14 protein-coding genes are annotated in these 13,662 nt (G+C 63.5%); 6 read left to right on the forward strand and 8 right to left on the reverse strand.

Features of this window, described 5'->3' with window-relative positions; genetic code table 11:
• Window positions 1-25: 25 nt before the first annotated feature.
• From J4P02_RS11375 to J4P02_RS11385, 3 genes are all read right to left on the reverse strand, one after another.
• Window positions 26-2,464: a TonB-dependent siderophore receptor gene (locus J4P02_RS11375; RefSeq protein ID WP_426190141.1), complete on the reverse strand. Its 2,439-nt coding sequence runs from the start codon at window positions 2,462-2,464 to the stop codon at window positions 26-28.
• Window positions 2,465-2,566: 102 nt separating this feature from the next.
• Window positions 2,567-3,529, reverse strand: a complete 963-nt coding sequence (locus tag J4P02_RS11380) for a FecR family protein (RefSeq protein WP_426190143.1) — start codon at window positions 3,527-3,529, stop codon at window positions 2,567-2,569.
• Window positions 3,522-4,055, reverse strand: a complete 534-nt coding sequence (locus J4P02_RS11385) for an RNA polymerase sigma factor (protein WP_426190145.1) — start codon at window positions 4,053-4,055, stop codon at window positions 3,522-3,524. The genes J4P02_RS11380 and J4P02_RS11385 overlap by 8 nt, the downstream gene beginning before the upstream one ends.
• Window positions 4,056-4,282: 227 nt before the next feature.
• Here J4P02_RS11385 and J4P02_RS11390 point away from each other — a divergent pair, with 227 nt between their 5' ends.
• Entirely contained in the window at window positions 4,283-4,906 is a 624-nt protein-coding gene (locus J4P02_RS11390) for a cell wall hydrolase (RefSeq protein ID WP_426190147.1), read from the forward strand.
• Here J4P02_RS11390 and J4P02_RS11395 read toward each other — a convergent pair.
• Window positions 4,903-5,247, reverse strand: coding sequence for a hypothetical protein (locus tag J4P02_RS11395; protein ID WP_426190149.1), 345 nt, complete (start codon window positions 5,245-5,247; stop codon window positions 4,903-4,905). The two genes, J4P02_RS11390 and J4P02_RS11395, sit on opposite strands and share 4 nt — an antisense overlap.
• A 38-nt stretch (window positions 5,248-5,285) precedes the next feature.
• Window positions 5,286-5,687 carry a GFA family protein gene (locus J4P02_RS11400; RefSeq protein ID WP_426190151.1) on the reverse strand — a complete coding sequence of 134 codons (402 nt, stop codon included), beginning with the start codon at window positions 5,685-5,687 and terminating at the stop codon, window positions 5,286-5,288.
• 89 nt (window positions 5,688-5,776) lie between these two features.
• On the opposite strand from J4P02_RS11400, the gene J4P02_RS11405 reads away from it, so the two are divergent.
• The gene (locus tag J4P02_RS11405) at window positions 5,777-6,238 is read left to right on the forward strand and encodes a methyltransferase family protein (RefSeq protein ID WP_426190153.1); all 462 of its coding nucleotides are present in this window, start codon (window positions 5,777-5,779) and stop codon (window positions 6,236-6,238) included.
• Window positions 6,239-6,263: 25 nt separating this feature from the next.
• Here J4P02_RS11405 and J4P02_RS11410 read toward each other — a convergent pair whose 3' ends face one another.
• Entirely contained in the window at window positions 6,264-6,698 is a 435-nt protein-coding gene (locus tag J4P02_RS11410; protein WP_426190155.1) for a hypothetical protein, read from the reverse strand.
• A gap of 176 nt (window positions 6,699-6,874) precedes the next feature.
• Here J4P02_RS11410 and J4P02_RS11415 point away from each other — a divergent pair, with 176 nt between their 5' ends.
• Window positions 6,875-7,396 carry a DUF1993 domain-containing protein gene (locus J4P02_RS11415; RefSeq protein WP_426190157.1) on the forward strand — a complete coding sequence of 174 codons (522 nt, stop codon included), beginning with the start codon at window positions 6,875-6,877 and terminating at the stop codon, window positions 7,394-7,396.
• A gap of 107 nt (window positions 7,397-7,503) precedes the next feature.
• Here J4P02_RS11415 and yfcF read toward each other — a convergent pair whose 3' ends face one another.
• On the reverse strand, window positions 7,504-8,136 hold the full coding sequence (gene yfcF, locus J4P02_RS11420; RefSeq protein WP_426190159.1) for a glutathione transferase: 633 nt from the start codon (window positions 8,134-8,136) through the stop codon (window positions 7,504-7,506).
• A 364-nt stretch (window positions 8,137-8,500) separates the two neighbouring features.
• Between yfcF and J4P02_RS11425 the strand changes: the two genes are divergently transcribed.
• Together J4P02_RS11425 and J4P02_RS11430 are read left to right on the forward strand one after the other, a co-directional pair.
• Window positions 8,501-9,601 (forward strand): polymorphic toxin type 44 domain-containing protein, encoded by a 1,101-nt coding sequence (locus tag J4P02_RS11425; protein ID WP_426190161.1) that lies wholly within the window; start codon window positions 8,501-8,503, stop codon window positions 9,599-9,601.
• A 324-nt stretch (window positions 9,602-9,925) separates the two neighbouring features.
• Window positions 9,926-10,255 (forward strand): hypothetical protein, encoded by a 330-nt coding sequence (locus J4P02_RS11430; protein WP_426190163.1) that lies wholly within the window; start codon window positions 9,926-9,928, stop codon window positions 10,253-10,255.
• 37 nt (window positions 10,256-10,292) lie between these two features.
• On the opposite strand, the gene J4P02_RS11435 is transcribed toward J4P02_RS11430, so the two are convergent.
• Window positions 10,293-11,213: a LysR family transcriptional regulator gene (locus J4P02_RS11435; RefSeq protein WP_426190165.1), complete on the reverse strand. Its 921-nt coding sequence runs from the start codon at window positions 11,211-11,213 to the stop codon at window positions 10,293-10,295.
• Window positions 11,214-11,318: 105 nt separating this feature from the next.
• On the opposite strand from J4P02_RS11435, the gene metE reads away from it, so the two are divergent.
• Entirely contained in the window at window positions 11,319-13,607 is a 2,289-nt protein-coding gene (gene metE, locus J4P02_RS11440; protein ID WP_426190167.1) for a 5-methyltetrahydropteroyltriglutamate--homocysteine S-methyltransferase, read from the forward strand.
• The last annotated feature ends 55 nt before the right edge of the window (window positions 13,608-13,662 follow it).

Consider the following 13,662-nt stretch of genomic DNA (forward strand, 5'->3'; position numbering starts at 1 on the left):
ACGGGTGCCCGGCGCAGCGTTTTCTTCAGAAATCCCAGCGGGTGCTGAGCATGAAATTGCGCGGTTCGCCGTAGGCCGCCGAGTTATAGAAACCGACGTTGGTGTAGTAGGACTTGTCGAAGATATTGTTCACGTTCAGGGTCGCCGAGAGGTTCTTGGTGATCTGGTAGCGAGTCATCAGGTCCACCAGCCAGTAGGCCTCCTGGGAGATGTCCTGGTTGATCTGCCGCGGCGAATTGTAGATCGAGTACCAGCCCACGCTCTGCCAGCGCAGGCCACCACCGACGGTCAACTGGTCCAGGTCGCCCTTGAGCTTGTAGCTGGTGTAGAGGTTGACCTGGTCCTCGGGTTCGAAGGTGGAGATCTTCTGGTCCTGGTCGTCGCGCACCACCTTGTGGGTGTAGCCGGCCTGGATCTGCCAGCCCGGGCTGAGCTCGCCGGACACCTCCAGCTCGTAGCCCTTGGTCACCGCCTTGGCGCCCTTGAAGGCATAGTTGTTCGGCGCCGGGGTCTGGTTGTTGTAGGCGTCGTCCGGCACCGGGCGGTTGGTTTCGTGCACCTCGAAGTAGGCCAGGCTGCTGTTCAGGCGGCCTTCGAAGAACTCACCCTTGAGCCCCAGCTCGTAGTTCTGGCCTTCGTCCGGATTGAGCAGCGTGCTGTTGCGATCCTTGTTCCAGCTTTCCTGGGGCATAAAGATATCGGTGTAGCTGGCGTAGGCCGAGAAGTTGTCGTTGAGGTCGTAGACCGCGCCGATGTAAGGCACGAAGCGTCCGCTTTCCTTGTAGGACGGGGTTAGCCCGGTGAGGTGATAGTTGACCACGCGCCCACCCAGGAACAGGTTCAGGTCATCCATCAGGTTCAGCCGGGTGGTCATGTAGGTGCCGGTCTGGCGCACGGTGTCGTCGGTGCGCTGGGCCGGCTGGCCCCAGATCGGCCGCTGGAGCTTGCCGCGCCATTGATAGAAGTCCACCACATTGCCGTTGCCACCGGGGAAGTCCGGGGACCAGTAGCCCTTGCCGGTCCAGCGCGAGTTGGCGATGGAACCGCCCAGCACCAGTTCGTGCTCGCGGCCGAACAGGCTGAAAGGCCCACTGAGGTAGAGGTCGGCGGAATCGCTGACGGTGTCGCCGGTGTATTTCTGCGCATTGACCTTGGCCGTGCCGTTGGTCTGCGGTTCGTCGAACTGGATCGAGCCGAGTTCGGCGTGGTAGCTGTTGATCTTGTGGTCCAGCTGCAGCTTGGTGACCCAGCCATCCCCCAGGTCATGCTCGAGCATGGCGAAGGCGGTGCGGGTGTACTGTTCCCAGCCGCTCCAGGTCGCGCCGTTGTTGTAGGAGCGCGGCATGCTGTTGCGATCGCCGGTGGCGTTGAGCAGCGGGAAGGTACCGGACCAGCTGGAGCCCTTGGGGATGTTGTCCTGGTAGTCGCCGCCGACGGTCAGCAGGGTGTCGGGGGACAGGTCGAATTCGAGGATGCCGTAGTAGGTCGAGGTCTTGCGCGAGTAGTGGTCGAGGAACGACTGCTTGTCCTGGTAGGCGGCCACTGCGCGGCCGCGGACGTTGCCGGTTTCAGTCAGCGGGCCGCTGATATCCAGTTCGCTGCGGTAGTTGTCCCAGGAGCCCATGCCCAGGGAGGCATGGCCCTTGAACTCGGCCGTGGGTTTCTTGCGCACCAGGTTGATGGTGGCCCCCAGGGAGCCGGCGCCGGTGAGCAGGCCGGTGGCGCCCTTGAGCACCTCCACCCGGTCGTAGATGGCCATGTCGCTGAGGGTATTGCCCGCCGAATAGGCGACGTTGCGCACCGTGGAAGGGATGCCGTCGTACTGGAAATTGTTGATCGAGAAACCGCGGGCGTAGTAGTTGGTGCGGTCGGTGTCGTAGGCCGAAACGGTGATGCCCGGGGTATGGCGCATCACGTCGTCGACGTTGTTGAGGCCGAAGTCTTCCATATGCTGGCGAGTGACCACGGTGATCGACTGCGGGGTCTGCCGCGGGGTCAGCACCATGCGCGTGGCGGTGGCGATGGTGCCGGGGGTGTAGGAACCGCTGCCCTCGGTGACGGTGCCCAGCTGGTTGCTGGTGATCTGCGTGGCCTCCAGTTCCATGGCCTGGCCGCTCTGTGCCAGGCGGGTCAGCAGCACGGCATTGTTGCCGTTGCGTTCGAAGCCCAGGCCGGTGCCGGCCAGCAGTTTGCTCAGCGCCTGTTCCGCGCTCATCCGCCCGCTGACCCCCGGCGATTCCAGCCCCTGGGCCATGCTCGAGGCGTAGGCGATCTGCAGGCCGCTCTGGTTGCTCAGTTGGTCCAGGGCATTGGCCAGGGATTGACGGGCAATGGCAAAACTGTGGAGGGCGGCAGCCTGAGTGCCGGGGGCCGCGGCGGGCTCGACGGCGGCCACAGGGTTGCAGGTCAGGCAGATGGCCAGCGCGAGAATGCTGCGGGCCGGGGTCAGTGTTGGAAGGTGCATGGAAGTCCCGTACGAATAGGAATGATTTGCAAAGGCAAACACCCTGACGGGTTGGCTTCGGCAAAGCCGTAAAACATTTTTCGCCTGGCCTCGGGCCGCTGCTCAGCGCAGTAGCAGGATGCCCCCCGGCAGGCGGGTGAGCTGGATAGCGCTGACCTTGCTCAGGGCCTGGACTATGGCCAGCGGGTCGTCGAGCTGGTAGTTGCCACTGACCTGTTGCTGCCCGGCAAGGGGGTTGAACAGCAGGATCGGCGCCCGGTAATAGCGCCGCACTTGCCCCAGCACCTCGGCCAGGGGGGTGTTCTGGAAGGACAGGCGGCCGTTGACCCAGGCCATCTGCCGCTCGCTGCCCTCGAGGTTCAGGGGTTGCAGCTGATGGTCTTGCACACGCTGCCAGTTGCCGGCCTGCAGCAGGCTCTGTTGGCCATTTTGTTCGGCCAGGCGGACCCGGCCCTCACGCACTGCCACTGTGACCCCCTCGGCCTGGCGGCTGACGCTGAAACGGGTACCGACCACGGTCACCGTGGCGCTGCCGGCCTCGATGGTCAGCGGTCGGGACTGATCGTGGAAGGCCTCGATATACAGCTCGCCACGCAGCAGGCGGATGCGCCTGTGGCTGGCGCTGAAGTTGCTGCTGATGGCGCTGTCGCTGCCCAGGACAATGTGCGAGCCGTCGGCCAGGTCGAAGCGTTCGAGCTGGGCGATCCCGGTCAGGTGATCGGCTTGCAGGCGCAGCGGCAGGTCGCCAACCCAGGCCACCCCAAGCATCAGCAGCAGCGCCGCAGCAGTGGCCAGCCAGCGCGCGGGCCGGCGAACCTTGCGCGGGGGCGCGGCGGGCAGGTCCAGGTCTAGCGCCAGGTGTTCCAGGGCTTGTTCGAAGGCGCTGGCCTGCCACAGATTTTCCACGGCCCGGTAGGCCTCGGCGTGTTGCCCATCGGCACTGCGCCACTGTTCGAAACGCTGGCGCAGCAGCAGGTTGTGAGCCATGGCCTCGCGCTGGGTGAACCAGTAGCTCGCCTGATCGCGCAGGGCGTCGCTGGAAGGGGCTGTGGGGTGTTCAGTCATCGGGGTTCTGCCGGTCGGTGGCCTTGATGCAGGCATTGAGTGCATGGCGCAGGTCTTTTTCCACCGTGCTCAGGGAAACCTGCAGGCGCTGGGCAATCTCGCCCTGCGCAAGGCCGTGCAGTTTATGCAAAACCAGGATCTGTTGCTGGCGCTTGGGCAGGCTGGCCAGTACCTGCTGTAACAGTTGCAGCTGCTGCTGGCCCTGGGCGTGGCTTTCCGGGCCGGGGGCGGCCGTGGCCACCTGGTTGAGCTGGCTGTCGTCGCTGGGCTGGTACTCGAAGCGGCGCTTGCTGCGCTGGCTGCGCAGATGGTCGAAGGCCAGGTACTGGGCGGTCTGGTAGAGAAACGGCTGCAAATGCTCGATGGGACGGCTGTTCAGGGCCTTGGCCACGCGCAGGTAGGTTTCCTGGGCCAGGTCCTCGGCCAGGCTGGCACAACCCACCACGCGCGCCAGCATGCGGATCAGCCCACCGCGCTGGGCGATAAACAGCGCGCTGAGTTGTTGTTGGTTGTCTGCGGTTTCCATCGGCCACGGCCCTCACTGCCTGATGCGGCACCTGGGTGAATGGCTCGGCATTCTAATGAGAATTCTTATCATTACCAGCACATTTGTAGCTTCAGCGCTTGGCCGTCGTTCCAGGCCAGGCCGTTCGACGCCTTGAGCGCCCCGGGAATGATTTTCTTGCGCCATGGTCGACACAGAAGGCCCCTCGTGGCCATGGGGCCCCATAGGCTGACTGGAAGGGATAGATCATGTGCCATATGACCCGGATTCTTTGTTGCACCCTGTTATTGCTCAGCGCCCAGGCCTGGGCGGCGGACCCGCAACCGGCCGCCCAGGCCGCTGCCGAAGACAAGGCCCAGGCCCTGGAGCAGAAGGCCGCGGACAAGCAGAGCCCGAAGGTCGAACCCAAGGCTGCGCCCATCACCAAGAGCGAAGTCCAGGCCGTGGACCCCGCCGGCCAGGCGCCCGTGGATGACGCCATCACCTGCCTGTCGCGAACCATTTACTGGGAAGCCAAGGGCGGCGAGTCGGCGGATATGGAAGCCGTGGCCAATGTGGTGATCAATCGCCTGGGTCATGAGGGTTTTCCCGGCACGGTGTGCGAAGTGGTCAAGCAGGGTTCGGAAAAAAGCCCGTGTCAGTTCTCCTGGTGGTGCGATGGCCGTCCCGATCAGGTGGAGGAGGAGGGTCGCTATACCATCGCCAAGGAGATCGCGCGCAAGGCGTTGAACCAGCAGTTGGCGGACCGCACCGACGGGGCCCTGTATTTCCACGATCGCAGCGTCTCGCCGGAGTGGGCCCGGGTCTATATCAAGACCGCCGAGATCGGCAGTTTCCTGTTCTACAAGCCCAAGAGTGTGGCGGCACGCTAGTGCGGGGCAGGGGCGTTCAGGCGCAGCCAGCGCCTGGCCAGCGGTTGCAGTCGGTGGCGGATGGCCTGGGTGAAGCGCTTGTCCGAGCAATGCTGCAGCAGGGTCTGGCAGAGCTCGAGGTCCAGCGGGAAGCCCTGTTCCAGCCAGTGGGTTGCGCAGTGCGCCCAATACTCGGAGTCGCTGGCCAGGGCGCTTAGCAGCAACTGACGCAAGCACACCGTTTCGGGTGCTGGCGCGGCGAAGTTCAAACTGGCGAGGGCGCCAGCCAGGTCGGTGCTGACCTCGGCGAAGGGCTGCTCAAGCAGGGGTAGCAGCCATACAGGACTGAAGCTTGAATCCATCTTGGTGCGGTCTTTTGGTGAACTGCGCTTGGGCCTGATCATTCAACCTGCGGATGCTGATCGAGAATTTGATGCCAGGCGACCTTCTGCTGCACGCAGAGATGTTTCTGCTTGGGCGGGCTGAAGGGCGTATCCAGGGTGGCGGCGGCAATCGAGATCCAGTCGGCGAATTCACCCTGGGTTCTGCTCCAGAACAGTGATGAACCGCAGTTCGAGCAGAACTGCCGCAGCACCCCGGGAGACGACTCGTAGTGCTTGAGCACGGCACCGGGATCACGGATTACCAGGTGGCTGCGCGGGGTGCTGGCATAGGTGGCGAAGGCTGCGCCATGGCCTTTCTGGCACTTGTGGCAGTGGCAGTGGGTCACGGCTTTCAGCGCGCCATCGACTTGATAGCTCACTGCGCCGCACAGGCAGCTGCCTTGGTGGGGAGGGTGCATGTGCCTGTTTCCAATAGGGCGGGGCGGGTATTGTTGCAGCCGATGCCCGCTTTTATAAAGGGCCAGCCAACCTGCAGGAGAAAAATCCCATGGGAGGATTGCACAACCGGATTCCGCCACCGCTGGTGGCGTTGCTGTTCGCGGTACTGATGGGGCTGTTGGCGCGCTGGACACCGGGCCTTGCTGCGGGCCTCGGCCTGCGCTTGCTGCTGGCCTTGCCCCTGGTGGTACTGGGGCTGGGGGTGGCGTTGCTGGGCGCGGTCGCATTCCGCCAGGCGCGGACCACGGTCAACCCGCTCAAGCCCGAGGCGGCTTCGGCCTTGGTGAGTTCTGGCATCTACCGCTACACCCGCAACCCCATGTACCTGGGCTTCGCCCTGGTACTGACCGCCTGGGGCCTGTACCTGGCGGCGCCGCTGGCATTGCTCGGGGTCGCGGGTTTTATCCTGTACATGAACCGCTGGCAGATCGCCGCGGAAGAGCAGGCCCTGGGGCGGCTGTTCGGCAGCGAGTTCGCGGCCTATCGGCAGCAGGTGCGGCGCTGGCTCTAGTGGCTCTAGGGCCTTAGGCCTTCGCTCAGGCGGCCTGCGCCTGAAGCTGCAACTGGCCGTCCACGTCCAGCACCAGGCCGCTGGCCAGGAACAGTGGCAGCAAGCGCTGGTGCAGCTCGGGCTCGACGAATTCCTTGACCGTTGGCAGGTCCAGCTCGCCGCTGCCCGGCAGCTCGGCCTTGGTGTAGGACAGCCAGGCTTTCTTCAGGGCCTGCAGTACATCGCTGCCGGCGGTGCTGGCGAAGCGGCGGTGGCAGGTGTGGCCGGCGAAGGTGAAATTGTGCTTGTGCTCGTAGCTGCTTTCATCACCCTGGCTGGCGACGCAGCGGCCGCAGGTGCAGGGGCCGTCGGCAAAGGCGGCGCGCAGGTAGGTGTTGAAATCGACGATGGGCTTGAGGGCCAGGCGCTTGTCGACTTCGAACAGGTCGCCGGTCATTTTTGCTTCACTGCTCAAGGTCATTTTCCTCACTGTCAGGCGGTGTAATTCTCAAGGGGCGCACCATACCAGCCGGATTGGCCCAGGGGTACTTTTCTGGCGTTGAAGGAGGGAAGGCATCTGCTAGGATCCATCGGCGTTTGCGGCGGGGCGACGGGCAGCAACCGGCCCCGGTGTCTTTATCTCATCGAGGAACACCCATGTCGGTCTATGCCATCACCGTCCCCTGTTTCGCCCAGATGTTGCGCGCCCTGAAGGGCTTTCTGGCCAAGGGCGAGGAGCGTGCGCGGGAGTTGGGTTTCGAGTCCCAGGTGCTGTTGCAGTCGAGGCTGGCACCGGATATGTACGACCTGGCGGCCCAGGTTCGTTTTGCCTGCACCCAGGCCCGGGAAGCGGTACAGCGCCTGAGCGGGCAGCCGCTGAGCGTACTGCCGGCGCCGGCCAGCCTGGTCGAGGCCACGGCACTGATCGAAGACACCCTGGCGTTCCTGGCGGCGGCGGACCGCGAGCTGATCGACAGCAGTGGCCAGCGGGCCATCGCCATCGAGCTGCACAACGGCATTGCCTTCGACATGACCGGCGAGGAGTTCGCGCGTAACTGGGCGACGCCGCAGTTCTATTTCCACCTGGTCACCGCCTACAGCATTCTGCGGCACAACGGCGTGCCCTTGGGCAAGGCCGAGTATGCCCAGCATATGTTTGCCTACTTGCGGCCGTCATGAACGGTGAGCCGTTGCCCCTGCACGCCTCCTGACGGCTCGCGACCGAACAATCCAAGCAGCCCTCCCGGGTCACCGGGAGGGCTTTTGTGCCGGGTGGGGCGCAGCGCCTACAGCGGCGGCCGGGCCAGGGCCAGCCATTCCTGCACCGCCGGCCGCTGCCATTGGCGCCGGGCGTAGTTGGCCAGGTTCTCTGGCATTGGGTCGCCATTGAGAATCAGGCGATTGAGCATCAACGCCAGGTCGAGGTCGGCGATCGACCATTGGCCGAACAGGTGGTTGCGGCCGTCGCCGAGCCAGGCCTGTGCCGCGTCGATCAGCTTGCGTGCCGCACTTTCGGCGCTGGCCGACAGCGGGCCGCCGCGCTGGCCATAGAACACCACCAGGGTCGAGCGTTCCTGGCGGATCGGCAGCAGGTCGCTGCGCAGCCAGGCCTGTACCTGCCGCGCCTTGGCCCGCAACTGGCGATCGCGCGGATAGACCGCAATCTCCGGGTAGAGCTCTTCCAGGTACTCGGCAATGGCCGAGGACTCCGCCAGGGCGAAGCCGTCATGCACCAGGGTCGGCACCCGCTGGGTCTGGGACAGCCGGGCGTAGTCCGGGGCGTGCTGGGCCTCGGCATCCAGGTCCAGGGGCAACATTTGGAAGTCGATGCCCTTTTCCCGTAGCGCCACGAACACCGACAGGGCGTAGGGGCTGGTGAACTGGGCATCGACGTACAGGCGCGGGCGGGAAGCGGTCACGGCATGATCTCCGAAAGGGGGAGGAGACACGCTAAGAGAACCTGGAGAATAAATACAATGCAGGTTTTTTATGCCCGTATTCCTCATTGGAATACTTGATTGGCCCGGGCGCTGGCCAGCATGTGGGCTAGCTGCTGAGCGGCAACCGTCAATGCATAAGTTATTGAATTGATATGCATTAATGCATAATTTTCTTGCCTCGAAAGCTGTGTCTATATACAGTTACTCCGCTGCGCCAGCACCCTGATCCGAGGGCAGCAAGTGCCCTCTGGTGACTGGCGAACTGCAATAACCGCTAAAGCAATTTGGCCTTTCAATACTTGATCAAAGTGTCATGACCCTTCATGACGCTGCGGAGAAACTCATGTCCAATTCCATCACTTTGCCACCGATTGTCGTAACGCCGAATCCACCGACGCCCTTGCCGCCCATTCCGCTGCCACCGGTGATCAACCCCGGTTATATCGCCAAGCCACTGCCGTGGAATGGCATTACCAGCGACTTTTCCAACATCGACCAGCTGATGAAGCGGGTCAACTTTGCCCACCCCGAAAGCACCATGACCCAAGTGGTGCTCGCCGCTACCACGCAGAAGCAGATCGCCGACGCCTATGCTGCGCACCTGCCTGCCGTGGCTGCCGAACTGGATGCCGAGATTGCCACGGCCATGGGCAGCGAAGCCCTGTCGCCCCTGGACCAGTTGAAGAAGGAGAAAGCCCTGGTGGATGGCCTGCTGGCCAGCAACCAGCAAGCGCTGGGCAAAAGCACGGCAACCGCCAACGCCTTCTTTGGCCGCAACCCCCTGGGCAAGGACATGAAGGCCAATGCCGTGGACTTCTCCAATACCTACTACAAGCGCCGTCCGCTGGACTTCAAGAAGGCCTATCAGGACTTCGTCACCTCCTATGGTGCGGCCTACGAGAGCAATCTGCTGTCCGAGAAGATCCGCCGGCTCACGGAAAAATCCACTGCGCTAGCCGCCAGCGTCGCCGCAGCCCAGGCTCAGGAGGACAAGCGTCTGGAGCAGCTACGCCTGGCCGCGGAGGCCCTGCGCCAGGCCCAGGAACGCGCCGCACGCAAGGAGGTGCCGGTGATTCCGGCCGGTGTTTCCCTGGATGGCAACCTCGAAGCCTCCAAGGCCCAGAAGGACTACTTCAGCCATGGTGGCGACGGGTTCCTCTTCAGCTGGTTCTACAAGCAAGTGCGCAACAAGGGACCGTGGGACTACAAGCAGCAGGGTGCCCAGTTCCAGGAGTTCGGCAACTTCAACTACGGCGCCGTCGGCGCGGCCGCGGGCATTTCCGAGCAGGTGCTGTTGCGCGCGGCAGGTGCGGCCCAGTCCCTGGCCGGTACTTCGAAAGAAGAATTCCAGAAGTTCTGGGCCGAAGCGCCCTATGGCGACGATCCGGTGGACCAGGTTTGGGTCAAGGCGGGCATCGACTATGCCAAGAGCAAAGGTTACTAACTAACTTTTATCTTCACTCCCTTTAAGCCAAGGCAACTTCGCTACTTGCCGGAGGTTGAGCAAGTTGCTGTTCGACAGGTTCGAGCAGCACTTGCCTTTGCCTTGGGCAAGCACAGCAACCACACGGCGCACTGACTTTATGTCGGTGCGACGTTATGCGTTTGTGCATTTTTTGTGGGGCGAGCAGGGCGGTGGTTGCCGGCTCCCATGCCTGGCCAGCATGGGCAGGCATTTTGCCTTGATCGAACGCGCCGAGTACTGGCCCCGCAGTGCCCGAGATATCGCCAAAATCACTTCATTTTCAGGTGGTTAGGTGAAGGCTAAATGCGCCGTGTATTGATTGCTCTAACGTCCTCGGCCCTGCTGGGTGGGGTCGGAATGGCCCAGGCCAGGGAACTGCAGGCCAATGATCGTTACGTTTGCAGCTGGGGTGCCGGTACTGCTGCCAGGGCCCAGGAATTGAAACTGTCCGGGGTGTCGCTGTATGCGGCGCGGCAGAAGATCCAGCGCTACAAGTTCAGCAAGGGCTGGATGCGCATGATGGCCCTGGGCATCACCGAGCAGACCTACGACAGCCCTTCACGGATCAAGCCCGAGGCGTTGCGCAAAGGCTTTTACGATGACTGCCTGAGGTACAAGTTGGCCCGTCGCTAGTTCATCGAGAGTCCCGCCCAGGCTGGAACCGAGCTGATCATTCGCGTACCGCGCTGACCCCTTCCAGGGTGTTGAACGAGGTGTCCTTGGCGGTCAGGAGAAAATCGCTCATGTAGGGCGTTTCCAGGGTATCGCTGCGCACCGCGGCATACAGGGTGGCGAACAGGCCCTTTTCACCCAGGCGGCGGGCGCTGACGTAGCCCCGTGAACTGTATTCATGGATGGCCCAGTTGGGCAGGCAGCACACGCCGCGCCCGGAAGCCACCAGTTGCATCATCATCACCGTCAGCTCCGAGGTGCGGATCTGCGCCGGTTCGATATCGGCGGGGTCGAGGAAGCGGGTGAAGATATCCAGCCGGTCGCGCTCCACCGGATAGGTGATCAGGTTCAGTGGCTCCAGGTCCTCGGCCAGGATCAGTGGCTTGGTCGCCAGTGGATGCTGGTTGTCCACCGCTAGCAAGGCTTCGTAGGTGAACAAGGGGACATAGGTGATGCCGCTGATCTGCAACGGGTCGGAGGTCACCACCAGGTCCAGGTCGCCCCGGGCCAGGGCGGGCAGGGGGTCGAAGGAAAAGCCCGAGGCCAGGTCCAGCTCCACTTCCGGCCATTCGCTGCGAAATTCATCGATGGTAGGCATCAGCCACTGGAAGCAGCTGTGGCATTCAATCGCCATGTGCAGGCGGCCGGCGCTGCCCTCGGCCAGGCGCCCGAAGTCGCGCTCGGCCTCGCGCAGCAGCGGCAGCACCGCATCGGCCAGCTTGAGCATGCGCAGGCCGGCGCTGGTGAAGCGCATGGGCTTGGACTTGCGCAGGAACAGGGTCATGCCCAGGCGCTCCTCGAGTTCCTTGAGCTGGTGGGAAATGGCGGATTGAGTCAGGTGCAGGCGTTCGGCGGTTGCCACCAGGCTGCTAGTGTCGCGCATGGCCTGGACGGTTTTCAGGTGACGGATATCGATCATTTGATTATGAATAGAACTTGTGTTGATCAGGATTAAAATGAGTTTGTCTCACTTGGCGGCGAATGTCGACAATGGCTCCCATCAAATTCATTGGAGTTGCATGTCATGGCTTTGGCTCATTCCCTGGGATTTCCGCGCATAGGCCGCGACCGCGAATTGAAGAAAGCGCAAGAGGCGTTCTGGAAGGGCGAACTCGACGAAGCCGGCCTGCGTGCCGTTGGCCGTGAACTGCGCAAGGCTCACTGGGCGCTGCAGAAGAACGCCGGTATCGAGCTGCTGCCCGTGGGCGATTTCGCCTGGTACGACCAGGTCCTGACCCACTCCCTGATGTTTGGCGTGATCCCCGAGCGTTTCCGCCCGCAGAACGGCCAGGCCACCCTGCACACCCTGTTCGGCATGGCCCGTGGCGTCAGCGACAGCTGCTGTGGCGGTGCCCATGCCCAGGAAATGACCAAGTGGTTCGACACCAACTACCACTACCTGGTACCGGAATTCAGCGCCGAGCAGCAGTTCCAGCTGGGCTGGGAGCAACTCTTCGAAGAGGTCGAGGAAGCCCGCGCCCTGGGACACAAGGTAAAACCGGTGGTGATCGGCCCGCTGACCTACCTGTGGCTGGGCAAGGCCAAGGGCGCCGAATTCGACAAGCTGGAATTGCTCGATCGCCTGTTGCCGCTGTACGGCCAGATCTTCCAGCGCCTGGCGGAGCAAGGTGTGGAGTGGGTGCAGATCGATGAGCCGATCCTGGTGCTGGATCTGCCCCAGGACTGGAAAAACGCCTTTGAGCGCGCCTACAACCAGATCCAGCGCGATCCGCTGAAAAAGCTGCTGGCCACCTATTTTGGCGGCCTGGAAGAGAACCTCGGCCTGGCGGCGAATCTGCCGGTGGACGGCCTGCATATCGACTTGGTGCGTGCCCCCGAGCAATACCCGACCATCCTCGACCGCTTGCCGGCCTACAAGGTGCTGTCCCTGGGCCTGGTCAACGGCCGCAACGTCTGGCGCTGTGACCTGGAGCGAGCCCTGGCCACCCTGCAGCACGCCCATGAGCGTCTGGGCGAGCGCCTGTGGGTGGCGCCTTCCTGCTCGCTGCTGCACAGCCCGGTGGACCTGGAGCGGGAAGACCAGCTGGATGCCGAGCTCAAGAGCTGGCTGGCCTTCGCCGTGCAGAAATGCCGGGAAGTGGCGCTGCTGGCCCAGGCCGTGAACCAGCCGGAGGCCCCGGCGGTGCTCGCGGCCCTGGAGCAGAGCCGTGCGGTGCAGGCCAGCCGCGCGGCCTCGCCACGCATCCACAAGGCGGCGGTCAAGGCTCGGGTGGCGGCCATCAGCGCCAAAGACAGCCAGCGCCAATCGCCGTTCACCCGGCGGATCGCCAAGCAGCGTGCCGGCCTCGACCTGCCGCTGTTTCCCACCACCACCATTGGCTCCTTCCCGCAGACCGCTTCGATCCGCCTGGCACGCCAGTCGTTCAAGCAGGGCAAGCTCAGTGCCGCCGCATACACCGAAGCCATGCACAGCGAAATCCGCCATGCGGTGCAGGTGCAGGAACGCCTGGGCCTGGACGTGCTGGTGCACGGCGAAGCCGAGCGCAACGACATGGTCGAGTACTTCGCCGAGCAGTTGGAGGGCTATGTGTTCACCCGTTTCGGCTGGGTACAGAGCTACGGTTCCCGCTGCGTCAAGCCGGCGGTGATCTACGGTGACCTGAGCCGCCCCAAAGCCATGACTGTGGAGTGGATCCGCTACGCCCAGGGCCTGACCAGCAAAGTGATGAAGGGCATGCTCACCGGCCCCGTGACCATGCTGATGTGGTCTTTCCCGCGGGAGGATGTGTCCCGCGAGGTGCAGGCCCGGCAACTGGCCCTGGCGATTCGCGACGAAGTGCTGGACCTGGAAGCTGCCGGCATCAAGATCGTGCAGATCGACGAAGCGGCGTTCCGCGAAGGCCTGCCGCTGCGCCGTGCCCAGTGGCAGCACTACCTGGACTGGGCCACCGAAGTGTTCCGCCTGTGCGCCTGTGGCGTGCGTGATGAAACCCAGATCCACACCCATATGTGCTACAGCGAATTCAACGATGTGATCGAGTCCATCGCCGCCATGGATGCCGACGTGATCACCATCGAGACGTCGCGTTCGGACATGGAGCTGCTGGATGCTTTCGAAGCCTTCGCCTACCCCAACGAGATCGGCCCGGGGGTCTACGACATCCACTCGCCACGGGTGCCGGATGCCGAAGAAATGGCCAACCTGCTGCGCAAGGCGGCCCAGCGCATTCCCGCCGAGCGCCTGTGGGTCAATCCGGACTGCGGCCTGAAGACCCGCGGCTGGCTGGAGACCGAAGCGGCCCTGGTGCATATGGTCGCTGCAGCCCGTCATTTGCGTAAGGAACTGGCCTGATCCCTGGCTGGCAACACCTGCAACCGGAGCACGGCAGGGTGCTCCGGTTCCTGGC

It is taken from the genome of Pseudomonas sp. NFXW11 (assembly GCF_049887815.1).
GTDB lineage: Bacteria > Pseudomonadota > Gammaproteobacteria > Pseudomonadales > Pseudomonadaceae > Aquipseudomonas.

Bases quoted from the DNA above. Each gene is read 5' to 3' on its own strand.
- J4P02_RS11405 (WP_426190153.1), top strand. From the start codon at position 5,777: ATGGGAGGATTGCACAACCGGATTCCGCCACCGCTGGTGGCGTTGCTG.
- J4P02_RS11425 (WP_426190161.1), top strand. From the start codon at position 8,501: ATGTCCAATTCCATCACTTTGCCACCGATTGTCGTAACGCCGAATCCA.
- J4P02_RS11390 (WP_426190147.1), top strand. From the start codon at position 4,283: ATGTGCCATATGACCCGGATTCTTTGTTGCACCCTGTTATTGCTCAGC.
- J4P02_RS11430 (WP_426190163.1), top strand. From the start codon at position 9,926: ATGCGCCGTGTATTGATTGCTCTAACGTCCTCGGCCCTGCTGGGTGGG.
- J4P02_RS11380 (WP_426190143.1), bottom strand. From the start codon at position 3,529: ATGACTGAACACCCCACAGCCCCTTCCAGCGACGCCCTGCGCGATCAG.
- metE (WP_426190167.1), top strand. From the start codon at position 11,319: ATGGCTTTGGCTCATTCCCTGGGATTTCCGCGCATAGGCCGCGACCGC.
- J4P02_RS11415 (WP_426190157.1), top strand. From the start codon at position 6,875: ATGTCGGTCTATGCCATCACCGTCCCCTGTTTCGCCCAGATGTTGCGC.
- J4P02_RS11375 (WP_426190141.1), bottom strand. From the start codon at position 2,464: ATGCACCTTCCAACACTGACCCCGGCCCGCAGCATTCTCGCGCTGGCC.
- J4P02_RS11400 (WP_426190151.1), bottom strand. From the start codon at position 5,687: ATGCACCCTCCCCACCAAGGCAGCTGCCTGTGCGGCGCAGTGAGCTAT.
- J4P02_RS11385 (WP_426190145.1), bottom strand. From the start codon at position 4,055: ATGGAAACCGCAGACAACCAACAACAACTCAGCGCGCTGTTTATCGCC.
- J4P02_RS11395 (WP_426190149.1), bottom strand. From the start codon at position 5,247: ATGGATTCAAGCTTCAGTCCTGTATGGCTGCTACCCCTGCTTGAGCAG.
- J4P02_RS11410 (WP_426190155.1), bottom strand. From the start codon at position 6,698: ATGACCTTGAGCAGTGAAGCAAAAATGACCGGCGACCTGTTCGAAGTC.
- J4P02_RS11435 (WP_426190165.1), bottom strand. From the start codon at position 11,213: ATGATCGATATCCGTCACCTGAAAACCGTCCAGGCCATGCGCGACACT.